Genomic DNA, 20,295 nt, shown 5'->3' with positions numbered 1-20,295 from the left:
CTGGAGGACCTTGGCGATGTCCAGGTAGCTGGTGGCGGGGGTGTCACCGCCCAGGGCGAACGCCTCGTCCGCCGCCCGGACATGCAGAGCGTCCCTGTCTGGTTCCGCATACACGGCAACGCTCGCGATCCCGGCATCCCGGCACGCCCGGGCCACGCGGACAGCGATTTCGCCACGGTTGGCGATGAGCACCTTGCGCACGATGGCTCCCTCCTTGAAACAAGCCGAGTTTAGGGACTGCCGACACGACCTTTCGACCCGTCCCCAATGGTGAGCTTGCCCACACGGAGCGTGATTCGAGGCTCGCTCGACCCGCGAGATCCCTTGTCACACCGCGGTACGCAGGAATCCTTGGCTGAACCCTAGCCCTCCTGTGTGGTCAAGGTCTCTGTGAGGCCGTGCTGCGACGCACAGCGTTTCTTTGTGGAGTCCCTACGAATGGCCCAACGATTCTTTGCCCGCGGCCGAACCCTTGTCCCGGCGTTTACCCGTTAGTAGCGTTCGGGAGGTCTCGAACATACTTGGGGTAACAGCACTCGGAAGTGGGTGGGGACCGGTGGTGCGCAGACCGGTGGCGTGGGTGGCGGCGATCGTGCTTTTCGTGGAGGCGATCGGCATCGCGCTGCTGAACTGGTTCCTCGGCGTGGTCGTCGACCGCCAGGACATGTCTCTGGCGGGTCTCGACTCGGACATGATGTCCGTCTCGTCCAAGGTCGGGGGGCTGGTCTTCGGCCTCTACTTCGCGGTGTGCGGCGTCGCCGCGCTGCTCGTCGCGGTGCGCGACCGCGCCCCGGGCCTCTTCGGCCGCATCCTGCTGATCAGCGCCGCCGTGGTGCACGGTCTGCTCGGCGCGTTCACGGTGGGGCTGGTGGGCTGGGGCGCGTTCGTGTTCATGATGGTGGCGCTCGGGCTGATCGTGTTCACTCTGTTGGCCTTCGACCGCGGCGCGGGTCCCGCCGACGCCGCGCCGGGTGACGGCGCGGGCGGCAAGGACGGCAACGGGGGCACGAACGGGGACCCGAACGGCGGTACCGGGGGATCCCCGGTCACGGCGCCCCCGGCACCGAGCGCGTCCTGATCACTTCTCCCGCGGGGTCCACAACTCCGTGATGCTCACGCCCAGTTCGGCCAGCAGGCGGCGCACCAGCGGCAGGGAGATGCCGATGACGTTGCCGTGGTCGCCGTCGATGCCCTCGATGAAGGGGGCCGAGCGGCCGTCGAGGGTGAAGGCCCCGGCGACGTGGAGCGGCTCGCCCGAGGCGACGTACGCGGCGATCTCGGCGTCGGTCGGGTCGCCGAAGCGAACCACCGTGGACGCGGTCGCCGACGCGTAGCGCTTGGCGGCCGTGTCGTAGACGCAGTGCCCCGTCTGGAGGGTGCCGGCCCGGCCACGCATCGCCTTCCAGCGAGCGGTGGCCTCTTCGGCGTCCGCGGGCTTGCCCAGGGCCTCGCCGTCCAGGTCGAGGACCGAGTCGCAGCCGATCACCAGGGCGCCCTGGACCTCGGTCCGGGCGGCCACGACGGAGGCCTTGGCCTCGGCGAGGGCGAGGGCGAGTTCGGCGGGGGTCGGGGCGGAGACGGCGTCCTCGTCGACGCCGCTCACGATGACCTCGGGGTCGAGTCCGGCCTGGCGCAGCAGGCCGAGCCGGGCGGGGGACTGCGAGGCGAGCACGAGGCGGCGGCGCGGCTGATCAGTCATGCGGCCAGGGTATCGGCGTGGGCGTGTCGTCCCCCGTCGCCCTGTCCCACCTCGCGCCGAGCACGCCGCGCCGATCACCTCGCGCCGGTCACATCACTCCGAGGACGATCATCGCGAGCAGCATGGCCAACGCCATGAGAAGGCCGAGTCGCCGCAACATCTCCTGCATGTCGCGAAGTTCCTTGGGCGGCTCGTTCTCCGGGTCGGACCACAGCATGCCTTCGATCGTGCGGCGGCGAGGGCGCCGACCGCCTGAGTACGCGTACTCAACTTGCCCGCGACCCGACTAAACGGGTCCAGGATTCCTTTAATGCGCCCCCGCCTGCTACGGTCATGTCATCTACTAAAGGAACTCTGGTCCCTTTTAGGAAGGCAGTTGCCGTGTTCACCACCGCCTGGACCGCATCGCCCCAGCTCCCCGCCGTGGGTTTCACCCCCAACTGGTCCCAGGAGGGCTTCTGGCGCCAGTCCCTGCGCCAGGTCGTCCGCATCGGGGCGGGCGGTGGCCGGGTTCGTATACGACTGTCGAACGCGTACGGCAGCTCGCCGCTGCGGATCGCCGGCGCCACCGTGGCCCGTGCGGGCGAGGGGGCCGGTGTCGAGCCCGGCTCACTGCGGCGGCTCACCTTCGAGGGGGCCGGGGGTGTCGAGATCCCGCCGCGCGGACAGGTCGCCAGCGACCCCGCCGAACTCGCGGTGGAGGCCCTGGAGTCCGTGACCGTCACCCTGCACCTCGACGCCGTCACCGGGCCCGCGACCTTCCACGCCCAGGCCTTCGCGACGAGCCACCGGGGTCAGGGCGACCGCCTCGACGACCTCGACGGCGACGGATTCGGCGAGACGAGCGAGTCCTGGTACTTCCTGTCGGCCGTCGAGGTCGACGCGGACCGTACGGACGGTGTCGTGCTCTTCGGGGACTCCATCGTGGACGGGTTCGGCTCGACGCCGGGCGCGAACCGCCGCTGGTCGGACGCGCTCGCCGAGCGCACGGGGCGGCCCGTTCTGGGCGCGGGCATCGGCGGGAACCTGCTGCTGAACGACTCCGCCTGGTACGGGGAGAAGGGCGTCCGGCGGTTCGGGCGGGACGTTCTCGGCCAGGCCGGGGTCGAGGCGGTCGTCGTGCTGCTGGGGCTCAACGACATCGGGTTCAGCGAGACGGACGAACAGCCGACGTACAAGCCCGCGCCGGTGGTGGAGGCCGATGAACTCATCGACGGGTACCGGGAGTTGATACGGCAGGCTCGCGGGCGGGGGCTGCGGGCGATCGGGGCGACGCTGCTCCCCTTCGGGGGGTCCGATCACTGGGGGGAGCGGGCGGCGAAGGTGAGCCGTGAGGTGAACGGGTGGATGCTCGGGGCGGGGGAGTGGGACGCGGTGGTGGACCTCAACGAGGTGTTGGCCGATCCGGGAGATCCGGATCGGCTACGGGGTGTGTACGACTTCGGCGATCACCTGCACCCCAATGACGCCGGGTACGAGGTGATGGCCGAGGAGGTGTCGGAGTGCTTCTAGGCGGGCCAGTACGTGCGCGTCCATGCCGTGGGTCCCGGCTGGGGCAGGTGCTGGGCGGCTATGCGGGACGGGTCCGACCAGGAGTCCCGGCTGCCGGGCGCGCCGGGTGGCGTGGTGGCCGCCGCGGCGCGCGCTCGGACCACCGCCAGAGCGGCGGCCAGCTCCTCCGGGGTCGGATTGCCCCGTACGACCTTGATCGTCATGTCTGCTCCCAAGGGTCCGGGGTTCTAGAGCGGGATGTTGCCGTGCTTCTTCGGAGGGAGTGATTCCCGCTTCGTACGCAGCTGACGCAGGCCCCGTACGACATGGGAGCGGGTGTCGGACGGCATGATCACCGCGTCGATGTAGCCGCGCTCGGCCGCCGTGTAGGGGTTGAGGAGGGTGTCCTCGTACTCCTGGATCAGGCGGGCCCGGGTGGCGTCACCATTTCCGGCGCTCTCGGCGGCTGCGATGGTGCGGCGGTGCAGGATGTTCACCGCGCCCTGCGCGCCCATCACCGCGATCTGGGCGGTCGGCCAGGCGAGGTTGAGGTCCGCGCCCAGGTGCTTGGAGCCCATGACGTCGTAGGCGCCGCCGAAGGCCTTGCGGGTGATGACCGTGATGAGCGGGACGGTCGCCTCGGCGTAGGCGTAGATCAGCTTGGCGCCGCGGCGGATGATGCCCGTGTGCTCCTGGCCGACGCCCGGGAGGAAGCCGGGGACGTCCACGAAGGTGATGACGGGGACGTTGAAGGCGTCGCAGGTGCGCACGAAGCGGGCCGCCTTCTCGGACGCGTCGATGTCCAGACAGCCGGCGAACTGCATCGGCTGGTTGGCGACGATGCCCACCGGGCGGCCCTCGACCCGTCCGAAGCCGGTGAGGATGTTCGGTGCGAACAGCGCCTGGGTCTCGAAGAACTCGGCGTCGTCCAGGACGTGCTCGATCACCGCGTGCATGTCGTACGGCTGGTTCGCGCTGTCCGGCACGATCACGTCCAGCTCGCGGTCCTCGTCCGTGAGGGCGAGGTCCGCCTCCTCGGGGAAGACCGGGGGCTCACTGAGGTTGTTGGACGGCAGGTACGACAGCAGCTGCTTGACGTACTCGATGGCGTCCTTCTCGTCGCCCGCCATGTGGTGGGCCACACCCGACACCGCGTTGTGGGTGCGCGCGCCGCCGAGCTCCTCGAAGCCGACGTCCTCGCCCGTCACCGTCTTGATGACGTCAGGACCCGTGATGAACATGTGCGAGGTCTGGTCGACCATGACCGTGAAGTCGGTGATCGCGGGGGAGTACACCGCGCCGCCCGCGCAGGGGCCGACGACGAGCGAGATCTGCGGGATGACACCGGAGGCGTGCGTGTTGCGGCGGAAGATCTCGCCGTACATGCCGAGCGCGCTGACGCCCTCCTGGATGCGGGCGCCGCCGGAGTCGTTGATACCGATGACCGGACAGCCGGTCTTCAGCGCGAAGTCCATCACCTTCATGATCTTCTGGCCGAAGACCTCGCCCAGGGCGCCGCCGAAGACGGTGAAGTCCTGGGAGAAGACGGCGACGGGACGGCCGTCGACCATGCCGTAGCCGGTGACGACACCGTCGCCGTAGGGCCGGTTGTTCTCCATGCCGAAGTCGGTCGAGCGGTGCTGCGCGAACTCGTCCAGCTCGACGAACGAGCCCTCGTCGATCAGCAGCTCGATCCGCTCACGGGCCGTCAACTTGCCCTTGGCGTGCTGCTTTTCGACAGCGCGTGCCGAGCCGGCGTGCGTCGCTTCCTGGACGCGGCGCCGCAGGTCCGCGAGTTTGCCCGCGGTCGTGTGGATGTCGGGGTGGTGCAGCTCTTCCGGCTCGGACATCGGGATGCGGCTCCCTGCCTGCTCAGTGCGAATATGAGGATGATGTGCTCAGGGGGTTGCTACTGACTCGTAGGGTAGTGGTGCCGATACCGTTCGGCAGTGCGGCGTTTACCACACTCCCCCTCTGGTTTCAGCGGGGACGAGATCTCCGGATCAGGCCGCGCAGAGACCGGGACCAGCCGTAGGACGGGTGCCTCGCGGCGGGACACGCCGAGGGGTGACATCACGAGAGTGATCGAGCGCCCGTGAACCTCGGCTCAGCAGGGCTGGAATCCGTCCCCTTCTCGCGGGGCGGAGGATGTCAAACCTAGGGTGGGTTGCATGACGAAGCCACCAGGTTCAGAAGGAAGCCCCTCCGACGGGCACGGTGAGTCGAGGTCGGACCGGTGGTCCGACCTCGACCGTCCGCCGCTCAACGCCACCGCCCTGCGCCGGGCTCTCATCCGCGAGGGCGGGCTCTGGGGCGATGTCCGGATCGTGCCGCGCACCGGGTCCACCAATTCCGACCTCGTGGCCCTGGCCACGGACGAGAAGGCCGACGAGGGCGTCGTCCTCGTCGCGGAGGAGCAGAACGCCGGGCGGGGCCGTCTGGACCGCCAGTGGACGGCCCCGGCCCGCTCGGGCCTGTTCTTCTCCGTGCTGCTGAGGCCCACCGGGGTTCCCGTCGAGCGCTGGGGCTGGCTCCCGCTGCTCACCGGGGTCGCGGTGGCCACGGCCCTGTCCCGGGTGGCGGGGGTCGACACGGCGCTCAAGTGGCCCAACGACCTGCTGGTCACCGTGGGCGGCGAGGAGCGCAAGACGGGCGGCATCCTCGCCGAGCGCGCCGGGAACGACGCGGTCGTCGTCGGCATCGGGATCAACGTCACCCTGCGCGAGGACGAACTCCCCGTGCCCGGCGCGGGCTCCCTCGCCCTCGCGGGCGCCACGACCACGGACCGTGACACCGTGCTGCGGGCCGTCCTGCGCTCCCTGGAGCAGTGGTACGGGAAGTGGCGGGACGTGGGGGGCGACCCCGCCGCCTCCGGTCTCCAGGAGACGTATGCCGCGGGATGCGCGACCCTCGGAAGGGTGGTGCGTGCCGAACTGCCCGGCGACACGTCGATCACCGGGGAAGCGGTGGCGGTCGACGGGGACGGGCGTCTGGTCCTGGCCACGGAGGAGGGCGTACAGCAGCCGGTGGGAGCGGGGGACATCGTCCATCTGCGGCCGGCGTGAGCCGAGGAGGCCGGTAGACCGTACTCAGCGGTGGGGCCCGGAACCGATCGTGGTGCCGAGCTCCGACCGGGCGTACGAGTCAGGAGTGAGCCAGCGCACACCTGCCGTAGAGTTGACCGCGGTCGATCCCTGACCAAGGCAGATCGGAAGGGCAGCAGGCGTGACCGTCGACGACACGGGCTCCGGCACGGGTGCATACCCCGCCCCCGACGGTGAGCCGGGGCGTACCGCCGGGCCGGTCACCGACCCGGCGCCCGCACGCGTCGACACGAACGGTGACATGGCCGGCGAGAAGACCGCCGGACCGACGGGTGAGACGAGCGGTGGGACGACCGGGCCGACCGGTGAGACGACCGGGCGGATGGACGGACAGAGCCGCTTGGACGCGCAGAACCGGATGGACGAGGAGTCCGTCGACTCCGGCGAGGACCCCCTCGCGCTGCGCCTCGAAACGCTCATCCTCGGCGCCGAGCGCCGCTACACCCCCTTCCAGGCCGCCCGCAGCGCAGGCGTCTCCATGGAACTGGCCTCGCGTTTCTGGCGGGCCATGGGCTTCGCCGACATCGGCCAGGCCAAGGCCCTGACCGAGGCCGACGTACTGGCGCTGCGGCGCCTCGCCGGTCTCGTCGAGGCGGGCCTGCTGAGCGAGGCCATGGCCGTCCAGGTCGCCCGCTCCACCGGGCAGACCACGGCCCGCCTGGCCGAATGGCAGATCGACTCCTTCCTGGAGGGCCTGACCGAGCCCCCCGAGCCGGGCATGACGCGCACCGAGGTCACGTACCCCCTGATCGAGCTGCTCCTGCCCGAGCTGGAGGAGTTCATCGTCTACGTCTGGCGGCGCCAGCTCGCCGCCGCGACCGGCCGCGTCGTCCAGGCAGGCGACGACGAGGAGATGGTCGACCGCCGCCTCGCCGTCGGCTTCGCGGACCTCGTCGGCTTCACGCGGCTGACGCGCCGGATGGAGGAGGAGGAACTCGGCGAGCTCGTCGAGGCCTTCGAGACCACCGCCGCCGACCTGGTGGCCGCGCACGGGGGGCGCCTCATCAAGACCCTCGGTGACGAGGTGCTGTACTCCGCGGACGACGCCGGGATCGCCGCCGAGATCGCTCTGCGCCTCATCGAGACGATGGCCAACGACGAGACGATGCCGGAGCTGCGCGTCGGCATCGCCTTCGGCACCGTGACGACCCGCATGGGCGACGTCTTCGGTACGACGGTGAACCTCGCCTCGCGGCTCACGTCGATAGCGCCACGGGATGCCGTCCTGGTGGACGGCGCCTTCGCGGAGGAACTGATCCATACCGGGGACGCGCCCGCCTCCGAGGCGGAGGCCGCCGAGGCCGCGGCCGCCGCGGAGAAGGAGGGCGAGGAGCCGCCCGTCTACCGCTTCGCCCTCCAGCCCATGTGGCAGCGCCCCGTCCGCGGCCTCGGCGTGGTCGAACCATGGCTGCTGGCCCGCCGGAACGGCGACCAGCCGTAGGCCCCGTTTCCCTCGAAAGACCCTGTTTCCCTCAATGGCGTGCGGCGGGGCCCGCCAGATCGTTCACACAGATGCCGACGATCGGCACGCACAGACCCGGCGGGTTCTGGGTGGGCGCCGGGGCCGGGGCGTGGGTGGTGGGACTCGGGTCCGGCGGACGCTGCGTGTGTGGCTGCGACGGTACGACGACGGGCGCGGTCGGGATGCCGGTCGTGTCCGGCACGCTCGCCACGGGGGCGCTCGCCCGGGCGGACGGGATCGTCGCCGTAGCTGAGGGTGAGGCGGCCGTCGACGGTGCCGCGGGCGCCGGGCTCCCGCCCCAGGCCGGGGTCGCGCTCGCCCCGCCCTGCCCGCCGGTCGGGCCCGGGGGCGCCGGATGCGCGGAGGGCACGGCCCAGACGGTCGGCGCGGCGTCGAGCCCCTCGTCCGTGGCGGCCCCGGGCCTCGGCTCCGCCTCCGTGTTCCCGCTCCCGCCGCCGACCACCGACTCCGGTGCCATCCGCGCCAGACTCAACGCCCCCGCGGCCAGCGCGAGCCCACCCACGGCGAACAGCGCCCGCCGGGGCCGCGGTTTGCGGTGCCGCCCCCGGCCGCCCCGCTCCGGGAGCGGACCGACCGTCTCGCCCGCCACGGGGCGCGACACAGCGCGGGTTGCCGCGGCGCCGGGTTCACGTGTCGCCGCAGGGACCGGTGCGCGCCAGGCCGGGGGCAGGGAGTACGGGGTGCGTGGAGTGTCCGTCGGTGTTGTCGACGGCCTCGTCACGTCTGTCGTCGTGCCGTTCGTCATGGTCATCCCTCCCCGATGTGCCCGCGCCCCCCGAAGCACCGGGCGGTGCGCAGGTTATGCGCGTTTTGGGGGCGTGGGGCGGGAGTTGGGCGGGATGTCACTCGAACGGGGAGTGCGGGGCGAGGGGAGGGAAGGTGAAGGGTTTCGCCGGGCAGGGGTGGCTGCGATGATCGGAGGCATCGGGAGTTAACCCGCGTTAACCGTTCACCAGGAGGGTGTCATGGCGGAGCAAGGGGACGAGCGGCGGTTCGGGGAGTTCGTCGTCGTACGGCGGCACGCGCACGTCGCGGAACTCGCCCTCGACCGGCCGAAGGCCATGAACGCCGTGTCCACGGAGATGGCCCGCTCCATCGCGGCCGCTTGCGAGGCACTCGGCGGCGAGCGTGACGTGCGGGTGGTCGTGCTGACCTCCACCGCCGAGCGCGCCTTCTGCGTCGGCGCCGACCTGAAGGAGCGCAACTCCTTCAGCGACGCCGACCTGGTCCGCCAGCGCCCCGTCGCACGGGCCGCGTACACCGGCGTCCTGGAGCTGCCGATGCCGACGATCGCCGCCGTGCACGGCTTCGCCCTCGGCGGCGGGTTCGAGCTCGCCCTGTCCTGCGACCTGATCGTGGCCGACCGTACGGCGGTGCTCGGGCTGCCGGAGGTGTCGGTCGGGGTGATTCCCGGCGGCGGCGGCACGCAGTTGCTGCCGCGGCGGGTGGGGGCGGCCCGCGCGGCCGAGCTGATCTTCTCGGCGCGGCGGCTGGAGGCGGGCGAGGCGAGGGAGCTGGGCCTCGTCGACGAACTCGTGGACGCGGGCCAGGACCGCGGCGAAGCCCTCGCGCTCGCCGCCCGCATCGCCGCCAACTCCCCCGTCGGCCTGCGCGCCGCCAAGCGCGCGCTGCGGCTCGGGCACGGGCTCGACCTGCGCGCGGGCCTGGAGGTGGAGGACGCGGCCTGGCGGTCCGTCGCCTTCTCGGGGGACCGCGCGGAGGGAGTCGCCGCGTTCAACGAGAAGCGCCCGCCGCAGTGGCCGGGGGAGTAGCCCCCCATGCTTCCCGGCATCCTTCGGCCGGTACGGCCGCTCGGACCCCTGTTCGCCTCACCAATATCCCGAATCGTCGCGAATATCCCTAGCCTGGAGTGATGGGTGAGGACAGACGGCTGAGGGCCGTGGTGGAGCTGGCGCAGGGGATGGCGGCGGCACGCACTCCGCGCGAGTCCTGGCGGGCCGCGGCGCTCGGCGCCTGCCACGCGCTCGCCGGGAGCTTCGCTGCGCTCTCCGTGTGGGAGCGCGAGCTCGGCCGGCTGCGGGTCCTGGCGAACGTGGGCGAACGCGCGCCGGACGAGGAGGAGTTCCCGGACGGCGAGGCCTACCCCGTGCACCAGTTCCCGGAGATCACCGAGTTCCTGCACGAGCGCTGGGCCGGGGGCGGTGGCCCGAACGCCTGGGTGGAGACCGCCGCCGGGCCGGCGGCCGGCCCCGTCGGCTACTGCCACCAGAGAGTCGCCGCCCTGCGCCGGCGCCGCCGCGGCTGCTGCGTCGTCGCCTCGATCGTGCTGCACGGGCGGGCGTGGGGCGAGCTGTATGTGGCCCGCCCGGTCACGGCACCCGTCTTCGACCGGGCCGACGCGGACTTCGCGACCGTGCTGGCCTCCGTCGTCGCCGCCGGACTCGCCCAGACCGAGCGCCTGGAGGAGGCCCGGCGCCTCGCGTTCACGGACGCCCTCACCGGACTCGCCAACCGCCGCGCCGTCGACGTACGCCTGGACGAGGCCATCGAGCTGCACCGGCAGGAAGGGGCCGCGGTCAGCCTCGTCGTCTGTGACCTCAACGGACTCAAGAACGTCAACGACACCCGCGGGCACGCCGTCGGCGACCGGCTCCTGGAGCGGTTCGGATCGGTGCTGTCGCTGTGCGGGGCGATGCTCCCGGGCACGCTCGCCGCCCGCCTCGGCGGTGACGAGTTCTGCCTGCTCGCGGTCGGCCCGCAGGCCGACGAAGTCGTCCGCATCGCCGACGAACTCTGCCGCCGTGCCGCCGAGTTGGAGCTGGGGGAGGGGGTGGCGTGCGGGGTCGCCTCGACCGCGGACCCGATCGGTCCGGTGCGCTCGGCGCGGCGGCTCTTCCGGCTGGCCGACGCCGCCCAGTACCGCGCGAAGGCCGTACGGGCCGCGAAGCCCGTCGTCGCCGGGCGCGAGGGCCCCGACGACCCGGTCGTGCGTCTCGCCGACGCGCCCTCCCCGGCGCGGGGCGAACGCCGCCGCTTCCGTGGGCGCCACGAGCACCCTCGCCCCTGAGTCCGCGCGGGCGTGTGTGACGTACGTCGGAGTAAGGGGTCAACCGCCCACCCACTAGTGACATCATCGAATTCACTGCGTACGCTCCTGAATATGGATATGCACACTGTGGTGGTGGGGACGTCCGGAGTGACCGCGTCCGACGTACTCGCCGTGGCGCGCGGCGGCGCCCGGATCGAGCTCTCCGAAGAGGCGGTGGCGGCCCTCGCCGCGGCCCGCGAGATCGTGGACGCGCTGGCCGCCAAGCCGGAGCCGGTCTACGGCGTCTCCACCGGGTTCGGCGCCCTCGCGACCCGGCACATCAGCCCGGAGCTGCGCGCCCAGCTGCAGCGCAACATCGTCCGCTCGCACGCCGCCGGCATGGGCCCGCGCGTCGAGCGCGAGGTCGTCCGCGCGCTGATGTTCCTGCGGCTCAAGACCGTCTGCTCCGGGCACACCGGTGTGCGGCCCGAGGTCGCCCAGACCATGGCCGACATCCTCAACGCCCGCATCACCCCGGTCGTCCACGAGTACGGCTCGCTCGGCTGCTCCGGCGACCTGGCCCCGCTCTCCCACTGCGCGCTCACACTGATGGGCGAGGGGGACGCCGAGGGCCCCGACGGTGTCGTACGGCCCGCGGGCGAGCTGCTCGCCGAGGCCGGCATCACCCCCGTCGAACTGCGCGAGAAGGAGGGCCTCGCCCTCCTCAACGGCACCGACGGCATGCTCGGCATGCTGGTCATGGCCCTCGCCGACCTGGAGACGCTCTACAAGTCGGCCGACGTCACCGCCGCGCTCTCCCTCGAAGCCCTCCTCGGCACGGACAAGGTGCTCGCCCCCGAGCTGCACGCCATCCGCCCGCACCCGGGGCAGAGCGCCAGCGCCGCGAACATGCTGGCCGTGCTGAAGGGCTCGGAGCTCACCGGCCACCACCAGGGCGACGCCCCGCGTGTCCAGGACGCCTACTCCGTGCGCTGCGCCCCGCAGGTCGCGGGCGCCGGACGCGACACCCTCGCGCACGCCCGGCTCGTCGCCGAGCGCGAGCTCGCCTCCGCCGTGGACAACCCGGTCGTGCTGCCCGACGGCCGCGTCGAGTCGAACGGCAACTTCCACGGCGCCCCGGTCGCCTACGTCCTCGACTTCCTCGCCATCGCCGCCGCCGACCTCGGCTCGATCGCCGAGCGCCGTACCGACCGGCTGCTCGACAAGAACCGCTCGCACGGTCTGCCGCCGTTCCTCGCGGACGACGCGGGCGTCGACTCGGGCCTGATGATCGCCCAGTACACCCAGGCGGCGCTGGTGAGCGAGATGAAGCGTCTCGCCGTACCGGCGTCCGCGGACTCCATCCCCTCCTCCGCCATGCAGGAGGACCACGTCTCCATGGGCTGGTCGGCCGCGCGCAAGCTGCGCACCGCCGTGGACAACCTCACCCGTATCGTCGCGATCGAGCTGTACGCGGCCACCCGCGCGATCGAACTGCGCGAGGGCCTGACCCCCGCCCCCGCCTCGCAGGCCGTCATCGAGGCCGTCCGCGCGGCCGGCGTCCGGGGCCCGGGCCCCGACCGCTTCCTCGCCCCGGACCTGGAGGCGGCGGACGCGTTCGTGCGCGGCGGCCGGGTGGTGGCGGCGGTGGAGCCGGTGACCGGACCGCTGGCCTGACCGGAGCGCCTTCGGGCCGCCGCTGTCACAGGGGCGGCCCGAAGTGTGCTACTGTCTCATTGATACGTTTTTGGTACCCATTTACTTTGTGCGCCTGATCGGAATCCTCCGCAGGCGCGTTTTGTTTTACCGGCATCTCCGGCTTTTCCCGGTGCATCTCCGGATTGGGGCCCTACCTATTCAGGAGAAAAACATGGCAACTGGCACCGTGAAGTGGTTCAACTCGGAAAAGGGCTTCGGCTTCATCGAGCAGGACGGCGGCGGCCCCGACGTCTTCGCCCACTACTCCAACATCGCCAGCTCCGGCTTCCGTGAGCTGCTGGAGGGCCAGAAGGTCTCGTTCGACGTCGCGCAGGGCCAGAAGGGCCTGCAGGCGGAGAACATCATCCCCGCCTGATTTCGGGGACGCGCTTTTCCAGAGCCGGGGCCCGCACCTTCGGGGTGCGGGTCCCGGCTCGTGCTGTGAGTGCTTGTCAGTTGCGAGCGCTGTGCGTGCAGTCCGTGGGGCCCAGGAAGGAAATCCAGATCCAGCATGACTCGATCCGAACGTCCCGTCCGTAAGCGGCCGGCAAACGCACGAGGTGGCGCCCAGACCGGCGGCTTCGCGAAGGGCGCGGGCCGCGGCGGCGGCCGTGGCACCGGCAAGGGTCCGGCCCGCAAGGCCGTGGCGCCGCAGGAGTTCTCCCTGCCCGAGACCATCACCCCGGCGCTGCCCGCCGTCGACTCCTTCGACGCGCTCGACATGCCGGCGGCCCTCACCAAGACCCTCGCCGCGCAGGGCGTCACCGAGCCCTTCCCGATCCAGGGCGCGACGCTGCCCAACTCCCTGGCCGGACGCGACGTCCTCGGCCGTGGTCGCACCGGATCCGGCAAGACGCTCGCCTTCGGACTCGCGCTGCTGGCCCGTACGGCGGGTCGCCGGGCGGAGTCGAAGGCGCCGCTCGCACTCGTCCTCGTCCCCACGCGCGAACTCGCCCAGCAGGTCGACGACGCGCTCACGCCGTACGCCACCGCGGTCAACCTGCGCGTGGCCACGGCCGTCGGCGGGATGTCGATCGGCCGGCAGGCCGGCACGCTGCGGCGCGGCGCCGAGGTGCTCGTGGCCACCCCCGGGCGGCTCAAGGACCTCATCGAGCGCGGTGACTGCGTCCTCGACCAGGTCGCCATCACGGTTCTCGACGAGGCCGACCAGATGGCCGACATGGGCTTCATGCCGCAGGTCACCGCGCTGCTCAAGCAGGTCGAGCCGGGCGGTCAGCGACTGCTCTTCTCGGCCACGCTCGACAAGAACATCGACCGGCTCGTGAAGATGTTCCTCACGGACCCCGTGGTGCACTCCGTCGACCCCTCGGCGGGTGCGGTGACCACCATGGAGCACCACGTGCTCCACGTCGCCGACGAGACCGACAAGAAGGCCGTCGCCCTGCGGATCGCGGCGCGCGACGGCCGGGTGATCCTCTTCGTCGACACCAAGCGCGGCGCCGACCGGTTCACCAAGCGGCTGCTCGCCAACGGCGTCCGGGCGTCCGCGCTGCACGGCGGGCGCAGCCAGCCGCAGCGCAACCGCACCCTGGACCAGTTCAAGAACGGTCAGGTCACCGCGCTCGTCGCCACCAACGTCGCGGCGCGCGGCATCCACATCGACGACCTCGACCTCGTGGTCAACGTCGACCCGCCGACCGACCACAAGGACTACCTGCACCGCGGCGGACGCACCGCCCGGGCCGGTGAGTCCGGCAGCGTCGTCACCCTCGTACTGCCCGAGCAGCGACGGGAGATGACGCGGCTGATGGCCGACGCCGGCATCACCCCGCGCACGGCGCGGATCGCGTCCAGCGACGAGGAGCTCGCCCGCCTCACCGGCGCCCGTGAGCCCTCCGGCGTCCCGGTCGTCATCGAGGTGCCGCAGCCGGCCGAGCAGCCGAAGAAGCGGTCACGGCCGCGGGTCGGAGGCGGGGCGAGGCGTCCGGCCGGAGCGGGTTCGGGTGCGGGCGCGGGTTCGGAGTCGCAGGGCCGTCAGCCGCGGCGTACCGCCGGCGGTACGGCCGGTGGCGGCACGGGTGGCGGCGGTACGGGGGGTGCGGGTCGCTCCGGTGGCCGTGGGCGTGCCCCGCAGCAGCGGCGTACGGAGCGTGGCGGGCAGGGCGGCGGCGGGCGTCGCGCGGCGTAGCTCGGATCACATCTGCGGGCCGGTGGGGGCTGGTCGCGCAGTTCCCCGCGCCTCTGGGAGCGCCCCTGCGGGCGTTCCCAGGGGCGCGGAACTTCTCAGTAGTCGAAGTTGCCCAGGAAGCCCGGGTCGATCTTGTCGAGTTCCAGGCCGGTGCCTCGGTGGAGGTCCATGAGATCCGACATGTGGATGGCGCGACGGCGGGCCGCGGGAAGGTCGCGGCGGTTGGCGGCCGTCCACAGGACCGGGTCGAAGGTGATCCCGTGGGATCCCGGCATGGGCCCCGTCTCGGCGCGCCAGCCGGGCCAGCGCAGGGTGTCGTAGAACTGCTCTATGCCGCCTTCGTCCATGAGCCAGTTGAGCCAGTCCGCGTGGCCCACGCCGAGCGCGTCCCAGCGCAGCGAGTCCGGCGCGAAGTACAGCACCTCGCCGGGACCGCCGGGGCGGCCCGCCTGCGCGGGGTCGGGTCCGTTGACCACGAAGACGCCGCCGAGGACGTCATGGGCGATGACGAGCCCGCCCTCCGGCTGCCACGCCGGGTCGAACCGCTCGGGGAGGTCGTTGACCTCGGCGAAGCTCGGCGTCCCCGCGGGCGCGTCGTCGTCGGGGCTGCCGTAGATGCGCAGCCAGCCGCTGTCCAGCAGCACCCCGCCGCAGTTGAGCACGAAGGAGCCGAGCCAGGAGCGCGCGGTGAGTTGCAGTTGCAGCAGGGATCCACGGGCCTGCGCCGGGTCTGCCGGCAGCACATCCATGGACACCCTGCTGTTGGAGATCGCCTCGGAGAGGAGCGGCCACGCGGGCTCCTCGACATCAGTCAGCTCGGTCAGGTCTCGCATGGGTATCCCGTGGGTTCCGGGCCGGAGCGTCGCGCTCAGAAGGCCGCCGTGCGCTCCCGGCGCACCGAGTAGGTCACAAAGCCGGCGCCGAGGCCCAGGAAAAGGGTTCCGCCGACGACGTACGGCGTCGTGTTGACGCTTCCGGTGTCGGCGAGCCGGGTCCCGCTGTCTTGCGACCCGGTGGTGTCGGAGCCCGTGTCGTTCGCTCCGGCGTCGCTCGCATCGGCGGCGCCCGACTGGGTGTCACCCGACTCCGTGGAGACCTGCACCGCGGTTCTCGACGTGGTGTTCGTCGACATGTTGCTGTGCTGAGCAGGCTTTTCCGGGGTCGCGTTGGCGGACGGGACGAACCACAGGGCCCCCAGAAGGGTTCCCGCTGCGGTGGCGGTCAGCAACGAGCGACGAGCGGCGGACACGTAATATCGATCCCCTTGTGGCGCTGGCGAATTGGCCGTGTGGGCCGATGCTAATGAAAGTCGCGGGTCGTGGGAAAGTCGCGGGAGCCACGGGCCGTACGCTCCGTCTCATGAGTACTCCTGAGACATCACGATTTGTCCGGCTTCGCGTGGAGCTGGTGTTGGAAGTCGACGACGCGGACGCCGTCACCAAGGCCGCGTTGCGTCGCATCGCGGACGACTCCGGCATGCCGGCCGACGAGCGGACCCACGCCGAGAATGCAGTGACGGAAGACACTGCCGAGGCCCTGGCCTATCTCGTAGACCCGTTCGACCTGGTCAGTGAGGTGCCCGGGGTCGATCTCGCCCAGGCTTCCTGGAGCAGCGAGCCGATCGACTACGACCCCGATTCGCCGGAATGGGACCTCGACGAGGATGATGGCGACGAGGATGACGACGAGGAAGTCGGAGTCGGCTGACGCTTCTTGGGGAAAACGTGACCCCGGGTGGCAACCGCTGCCCGGGGTTGCGTCGTCTCCGACGGCGCACCGACCACCTCCGCACCAGAATTCGGTCCGGCTGTCGGTAACCACTCGATCGGGGTCCGTCGGCTCGGGTCGATTCGGTTGACGCCGTGGACCGGCGTGGCGTTACCCACGCCTCGGGCGTATGTGGAATGGGACGAACCGGTCGTAGCGTTGATGGTTCGAACGGGGCTCATGTGGTTCCAGGTGATTCGGCAACGATGGAGAAGCGTGTGATGACGGACAGTAAGCGGCGCAAGGGTCTGACGGCCGCGTCCGCTCTGCTCGGCGGAGTGCTGGTGCTCTCTGCGTGCAGCAGTGGGAGCGGCAGCAAGGCCAGTGCCTCGGACGGCGAGACCTCGCAGGCCCAGGCCGATGCGGCGGCGGCCAAGAAGAGCTCCCAGGCACAGATCAAGATCACGCCCGCGGACGGTTCCGACAACGCCTCCATCAACAACGCCGCGGCGGTCACCGTGAACAAGGGCACGCTCACGGCCGTCTCCATGACGACCGAGTCGGGCACGCCGGTGTCCGGTCAGATATCCGCCGACAAGAAGAGCTGGAAGCCCGCCTCCCAGCTCGAGCGGGCCACCACGTACAAGGTGGCCGCCGAAGCCACCGACTCCGCGGGCCTCGTGGCCCACGAGAATGCCTCGTTCACCACGGTCTCCGCGGCCAACAGCTTCATAGGAAACTTCACGCCGGAGGACGGTTCCACCGTCGGTGTCGGCATGCCGGTCTCGATCAACTTCAACAAGGCGATCACGAACAAGGCCGCCGTGCAGAAGGGGATCACCGTCTCCTCCAGCAGCGGCCAGGAGGTCGTCGGCCACTGGTTCAACGCCAACCGCCTCGACTTCCGGCCCGAGAACTACTGGACCGGCGGCTCCACCGTCACCCTCAAGCTCAACCTGGACGGCGTCCAGGGCGCGAGCGGTGTCTACGGCGTGCAGCAGAAGACGGTCACCTTCAAGATCGGCCGCAACCAGGTCTCCATCGTCGACGCCAAGACCAAGACGATGAAGGTCACGCAGGACGGCAAGACGATCAAGACCATCCCGATCTCCGCGGGTGCGCCGGACCACACGACGTACCAGGGCCAGATGGTGATCTCCGAGAAGTTCAAGGAGACCCGGATGAACGGCTCGACGGTCGGCTTCACGAATGCCGACGGCAAGGGCGAGTACGACATCAAGGACGTACCGCACGCCATGCGTCTGTCGAGCTCCGGCACCTTCATCCACGGCAACTACTGGGGTGCCAAGTCCATCTTCGGCGCGGTGAACACCAGCCACGGCTGTGTCGGTCTGTCCGACACCAAGGGCGCGGGCGACCCGAACACGTCGGCCGCCTGGTTCTACAACCACTCGCTGATCGGTGACGTCGTGGTCGTCAAGAACACCGGCGACAAGACCATCGCCCCGGACAACGGCCTCAACGGCTGGAACCTGGACTGGGCGGCCTGGAAGGCCGGCTCGGCCGCCTAGTCCTGCCGCACCACCCTCGTTCGCCGATGGCGGCGGTGGCCCTCATGGGCCGCCGCCGCCATCGGCGTTCTCACAGCCTTCAGGGACCGCCCACAGGTGAACTTCCGGGCTGCCACAGCCTTCTCATCCTTCTCTTATGCGGGGCTTATCGCGCCATCACGCGCCGTACCTAGCTTTCCGCCATGTTCTTCACCTACCTGAGGCGCGAACTGCGCCGCCGCAGGAAGGCGGCGCTCGTCGTCGCCTCCGGACTCGCCCTGGGCATCGCCCTGGTCATCGTGGTCAGCTCCGTGTCGTCCGGCATGGAGAAGGCGCAGGGCAAGGTCCTCCAGTCGCTGTACGGACTGGGTACGGACATGACCGTCACCAAGGCGGCGGCGCCGGCGACGAGCACCAGCCAGCGCCCGCGCTTCAACTTCGACGCGAACGACAACGGCTCCACCAAGGAGCAGAGCAGCGACCGCGTCATGGTGCAGGGCTTCCAGACCCTGGCCGCCTCCACGGTCACCAAGGTCGACTCCCAGAAGGGCGTCGCGGACTCCGTCGGCGGACTGAGCCTCCAGGTCATCAGGATCAACGGCCAGTTCACGCGGGGTCAGTTCCAGCAGAACCAGAACGGCGGCACCGGCCAGGGGGGTGGGCGCCCGAACGCCCAGCAGTCCCCGCAGGGCCGTGTCGAGGGCGGCGGCGCCAACTTCGACGTCAACAACTACTCGGTGTACGGCACCGACGTCACCAAGCCCGCCCTCGGCCCGCTGACCTCCTCGAAGATCACCAGCGGTCGTACGTTCCAGACGTCCGAGACCGATGCCAAGGTGGTCGTCGCCGACGTCTCGTACGCCAAGGAGAAGAAGCTCAAGGTCGGTTCCACCGTCACCATCAAGAGCGTCAAGTACAAGGTCATCGGCATCGCCACGCCCGACAGCGGTGACGCGGCGGCCAACCTCTACATCCCGCTCAAGCAGGCGCAGACGCTCAGCGGCTCCAAGGACAAGGTCACCACGATCTACGTCAAGGCGTCGGACTCGCAGCAGATCTCCAGCGTGAAGAGCACCATCCAGAAGAACATCTCGGGGACGACGGTCACCACCTCCGCCGACCTCGCGTCCACCGTCTCCGGCTCCCTCTCCACCGCCTCCAGCCTCGCGTCGAACGTCGGCAAGTGGCTGTCCATCGCGGTGCTCGTGGCCGCGTTCCTGGTCGCCGGCCTGCTCACCTCCTCCGCCGTCTCCCGGCGCGTGCGCGAGTTCGGCACCCTCAAGGCGCTCGGCTGGAAGTCGGGCCGGGTGACCCGGCAGGTCGTCGGCGAGGCCATGGTCAACGGTCTGGTCGGCGGCGCCCTCGGTATCGCGATCGGCCTCGCGGGCGCCTACGTCGTCACCGAGATCAGCCCCACCCTGCAGGCGCAGGTGGGCGGTTCGGGCGGCGGCGGGGGCCAGGGCGGCCCCGGCGGCGGTGGCGGCTTCGGCGGTCCCGGCCGACAGGCCGCGGCCAAGGCCCTCGACGTCGCGCTCACCGCGCCCGTCAGCCTCGGCACCATCGTCGGCGCGGTGGCCCTCGCCATCACCGGTGGTCTGATCGCCGGCGCCTTCGGCGGCTGGCGCGCCTCCCGACTCCGCCCCGCGGACGCCCTGCGCCGCGTCGAATAGGCCCAGCCACCTCATCCAGGAGTTGCACCATGTACGAACTCAGAGGCGTCACCAAGCGCTACACCCGGGGCAAGGAGACGGTCGACGCGCTCGCCGGGGTCGACCTGACCATCGCGGACGGCGACCGGCTCGTCATCCAGGGCCCCACCGGCGGCGGGAAATCCACCCTTCTCCAGATGCTCGGCGGTCTCGACCGGCCCACCGCGGGCAGCGTCGAACTCGACGGCACTGACATGGCCAAACTGTCCGAGGCGAAGCTCACCAAAGTGCGCAGCGAGAACATCGGATTCGTCTTTCAGAGCTTCAACCTGATTCCCACGCTCACCGCCCAGGAAAACGTGGAGACCGCCCTCGTACCCCTCGGTGTGAAGGTGAAGGAACGGCGGCAACGGGCCGCCGACGCACTGGAATCGGTGGGACTCGCCGAGCGGCTCGGGCATCTGCCCGCCGAGCTCTCCGGTGGCCAGCAGCAGCGTGTCGCGATCGCCCGCGCCCTGGTCAAGCAGCCGAAGGTGCTGCTCGCCGACGAGCCCACCGGCAACCTCGACGAGTCCATGCGTGACGAGATCATGGAGGTGCTCGAGGCCATGTGGAAGGAGCACGGGCTCACTTTCATCATGGTCACGCACGATTCCTCGATCGCGAAGAAGGCCCCGCGCCTCGCGACGATTCGCAAGGGGAAGATCTCCGTCAAGGAAAACGCGGGTGCTTAAAGAAGCGCAAAAGGAGCGTGCGGGGTCTTAGCGGAGCAACTCCGTCAACTCTTCACCCTCGCCCCGCTATTGAGGGGGCTA

At 70.8% G+C, this 20,295-nt stretch carries 21 protein-coding genes; 13 read left to right on the top strand and 8 right to left on the bottom strand.

What is annotated here, in order from left to right; all coding sequences use genetic code 11:
- The coding region (locus ACZ69M_RS23330; RefSeq protein ID WP_470052425.1) for a biotin carboxylase N-terminal domain-containing protein at window positions 1–201 on the bottom strand (201 nt) is incomplete at its 3' end.
- A 355-nt stretch (window positions 202–556) separates the two neighbouring features.
- On the opposite strand from ACZ69M_RS23330, the gene ACZ69M_RS23325 reads away from it, so the two are divergent.
- Window positions 557–1,078: a hypothetical protein gene (locus ACZ69M_RS23325; RefSeq protein ID WP_470052423.1), complete on the top strand. Its 522-nt coding sequence runs from the start codon at window positions 557–559 to the stop codon at window positions 1,076–1,078.
- Here the strand turns inward: ACZ69M_RS23325 and ACZ69M_RS23320 are convergent, their stop codons facing one another.
- Both ACZ69M_RS23320 and mmpB read right to left on the bottom strand, forming a co-directional pair.
- Window positions 1,079–1,699 carry a Maf family protein gene (locus ACZ69M_RS23320; protein WP_470052421.1) on the bottom strand — a complete coding sequence of 207 codons (621 nt, stop codon included), beginning with the start codon at window positions 1,697–1,699 and terminating at the stop codon, window positions 1,079–1,081. It lies immediately after the preceding gene.
- An 88-nt stretch (window positions 1,700–1,787) separates the two neighbouring features.
- On the bottom strand, window positions 1,788–1,916 hold the full coding sequence (mmpB, locus tag ACZ69M_RS23315) for a morphogenic membrane protein MmpB (protein WP_096239832.1): 129 nt from the start codon (window positions 1,914–1,916) through the stop codon (window positions 1,788–1,790).
- Between the two features lie 164 nt (window positions 1,917–2,080).
- Here mmpB and ACZ69M_RS23310 point away from each other — a divergent pair, with 164 nt between their 5' ends.
- Window positions 2,081–3,211: an SGNH/GDSL hydrolase family protein gene (locus ACZ69M_RS23310; RefSeq protein ID WP_470052418.1), complete on the top strand. Its 1,131-nt coding sequence runs from the start codon at window positions 2,081–2,083 to the stop codon at window positions 3,209–3,211.
- Here ACZ69M_RS23310 and ACZ69M_RS23305 read toward each other — a convergent pair.
- Window positions 3,208–3,414: an acyl-CoA carboxylase subunit epsilon gene (locus tag ACZ69M_RS23305; protein ID WP_352049761.1), complete on the bottom strand. Its 207-nt coding sequence runs from the start codon at window positions 3,412–3,414 to the stop codon at window positions 3,208–3,210. The two genes, ACZ69M_RS23310 and ACZ69M_RS23305, sit on opposite strands and share 4 nt — an antisense overlap.
- Window positions 3,415–3,438: 24 nt before the next feature.
- Window positions 3,439–5,040, bottom strand: a complete 1,602-nt coding sequence (locus tag ACZ69M_RS23300) for an acyl-CoA carboxylase subunit beta (protein ID WP_470052416.1) — start codon at window positions 5,038–5,040, stop codon at window positions 3,439–3,441.
- Between the two features lie 321 nt (window positions 5,041–5,361).
- Between ACZ69M_RS23300 and ACZ69M_RS23295 the strand changes: the two genes are divergently transcribed.
- Both ACZ69M_RS23295 and ACZ69M_RS23290 read left to right on the top strand, forming a co-directional pair.
- Window positions 5,362–6,255 (top strand): biotin--[acetyl-CoA-carboxylase] ligase, encoded by an 894-nt coding sequence (locus ACZ69M_RS23295; protein WP_470052414.1) that lies wholly within the window; start codon window positions 5,362–5,364, stop codon window positions 6,253–6,255.
- Between the two features lie 160 nt (window positions 6,256–6,415).
- Entirely contained in the window at window positions 6,416–7,735 is a 1,320-nt protein-coding gene (locus ACZ69M_RS23290) for an adenylate/guanylate cyclase domain-containing protein (RefSeq protein WP_470052412.1), read from the top strand.
- Between the two features lie 31 nt (window positions 7,736–7,766).
- Here the strand turns inward: ACZ69M_RS23290 and ACZ69M_RS23285 are convergent, their stop codons facing one another.
- The gene (locus ACZ69M_RS23285) at window positions 7,767–8,522 is read right to left on the bottom strand and encodes a hypothetical protein (RefSeq protein WP_470052410.1); all 756 of its coding nucleotides are present in this window, start codon (window positions 8,520–8,522) and stop codon (window positions 7,767–7,769) included.
- 220 nt (window positions 8,523–8,742) lie between these two features.
- On the opposite strand from ACZ69M_RS23285, the gene ACZ69M_RS23280 reads away from it, so the two are divergent.
- From ACZ69M_RS23280 to ACZ69M_RS23260, 5 genes are all read left to right on the top strand, one after another.
- On the top strand, window positions 8,743–9,549 hold the full coding sequence (locus tag ACZ69M_RS23280; RefSeq protein WP_470052408.1) for an enoyl-CoA hydratase/isomerase family protein: 807 nt from the start codon (window positions 8,743–8,745) through the stop codon (window positions 9,547–9,549).
- Between the two features lie 101 nt (window positions 9,550–9,650).
- Complete coding sequence (locus tag ACZ69M_RS23275) at window positions 9,651–10,805, top strand: GGDEF domain-containing protein (RefSeq protein ID WP_470052406.1); 1,155 nt, start codon at window positions 9,651–9,653, stop codon at window positions 10,803–10,805.
- 99 nt (window positions 10,806–10,904) lie between these two features.
- Entirely contained in the window at window positions 10,905–12,443 is a 1,539-nt protein-coding gene (hutH, locus tag ACZ69M_RS23270) for a histidine ammonia-lyase (RefSeq protein WP_470052465.1), read from the top strand.
- Window positions 12,444–12,636: 193 nt separating this feature from the next.
- Window positions 12,637–12,840, top strand: a complete 204-nt coding sequence (locus tag ACZ69M_RS23265) for a cold-shock protein (RefSeq protein WP_028803001.1) — start codon at window positions 12,637–12,639, stop codon at window positions 12,838–12,840.
- A gap of 135 nt (window positions 12,841–12,975) precedes the next feature.
- Window positions 12,976–14,613, top strand: a complete 1,638-nt coding sequence (locus ACZ69M_RS23260; RefSeq protein WP_470052403.1) for a DEAD/DEAH box helicase — start codon at window positions 12,976–12,978, stop codon at window positions 14,611–14,613.
- Window positions 14,614–14,708: 95 nt separating this feature from the next.
- On the opposite strand, the gene ACZ69M_RS23255 is transcribed toward ACZ69M_RS23260, so the two are convergent.
- Together ACZ69M_RS23255 and ACZ69M_RS23250 are read right to left on the bottom strand one after the other, a co-directional pair.
- The gene (locus ACZ69M_RS23255; RefSeq protein WP_470052401.1) at window positions 14,709–15,446 is read right to left on the bottom strand and encodes a DUF2625 family protein; all 738 of its coding nucleotides are present in this window, start codon (window positions 15,444–15,446) and stop codon (window positions 14,709–14,711) included.
- A 35-nt stretch (window positions 15,447–15,481) separates the two neighbouring features.
- Entirely contained in the window at window positions 15,482–15,862 is a 381-nt protein-coding gene (locus ACZ69M_RS23250) for a cell wall protein (RefSeq protein WP_352049768.1), read from the bottom strand.
- Window positions 15,863–15,972: 110 nt separating this feature from the next.
- Between ACZ69M_RS23250 and ACZ69M_RS23245 the strand changes: the two genes are divergently transcribed.
- The 4 genes from ACZ69M_RS23245 (at window position 15,973) to ACZ69M_RS23230 (ending at window position 20,214) form a co-directional block, all read left to right on the top strand.
- Complete coding sequence (locus tag ACZ69M_RS23245) at window positions 15,973–16,320, top strand: hypothetical protein (protein WP_054234746.1); 348 nt, start codon at window positions 15,973–15,975, stop codon at window positions 16,318–16,320.
- A gap of 266 nt (window positions 16,321–16,586) precedes the next feature.
- On the top strand, window positions 16,587–17,852 hold the full coding sequence (locus ACZ69M_RS23240; RefSeq protein ID WP_470052399.1) for a L,D-transpeptidase: 1,266 nt from the start codon (window positions 16,587–16,589) through the stop codon (window positions 17,850–17,852).
- Window positions 17,853–18,034: 182 nt separating this feature from the next.
- Window positions 18,035–19,501, top strand: a complete 1,467-nt coding sequence (locus ACZ69M_RS23235; RefSeq protein WP_470052397.1) for an ABC transporter permease — start codon at window positions 18,035–18,037, stop codon at window positions 19,499–19,501.
- A gap of 29 nt (window positions 19,502–19,530) precedes the next feature.
- The gene (locus tag ACZ69M_RS23230; RefSeq protein ID WP_075032373.1) at window positions 19,531–20,214 is read left to right on the top strand and encodes an ABC transporter ATP-binding protein; all 684 of its coding nucleotides are present in this window, start codon (window positions 19,531–19,533) and stop codon (window positions 20,212–20,214) included.
- Window positions 20,215–20,295: the final 81 nt, after the last annotated feature.

Source organism: Streptomyces sp. NPDC107454 (genome assembly GCF_055582885.1).
This window is presented reverse-complemented; position numbering and strand designations above follow the sequence as displayed.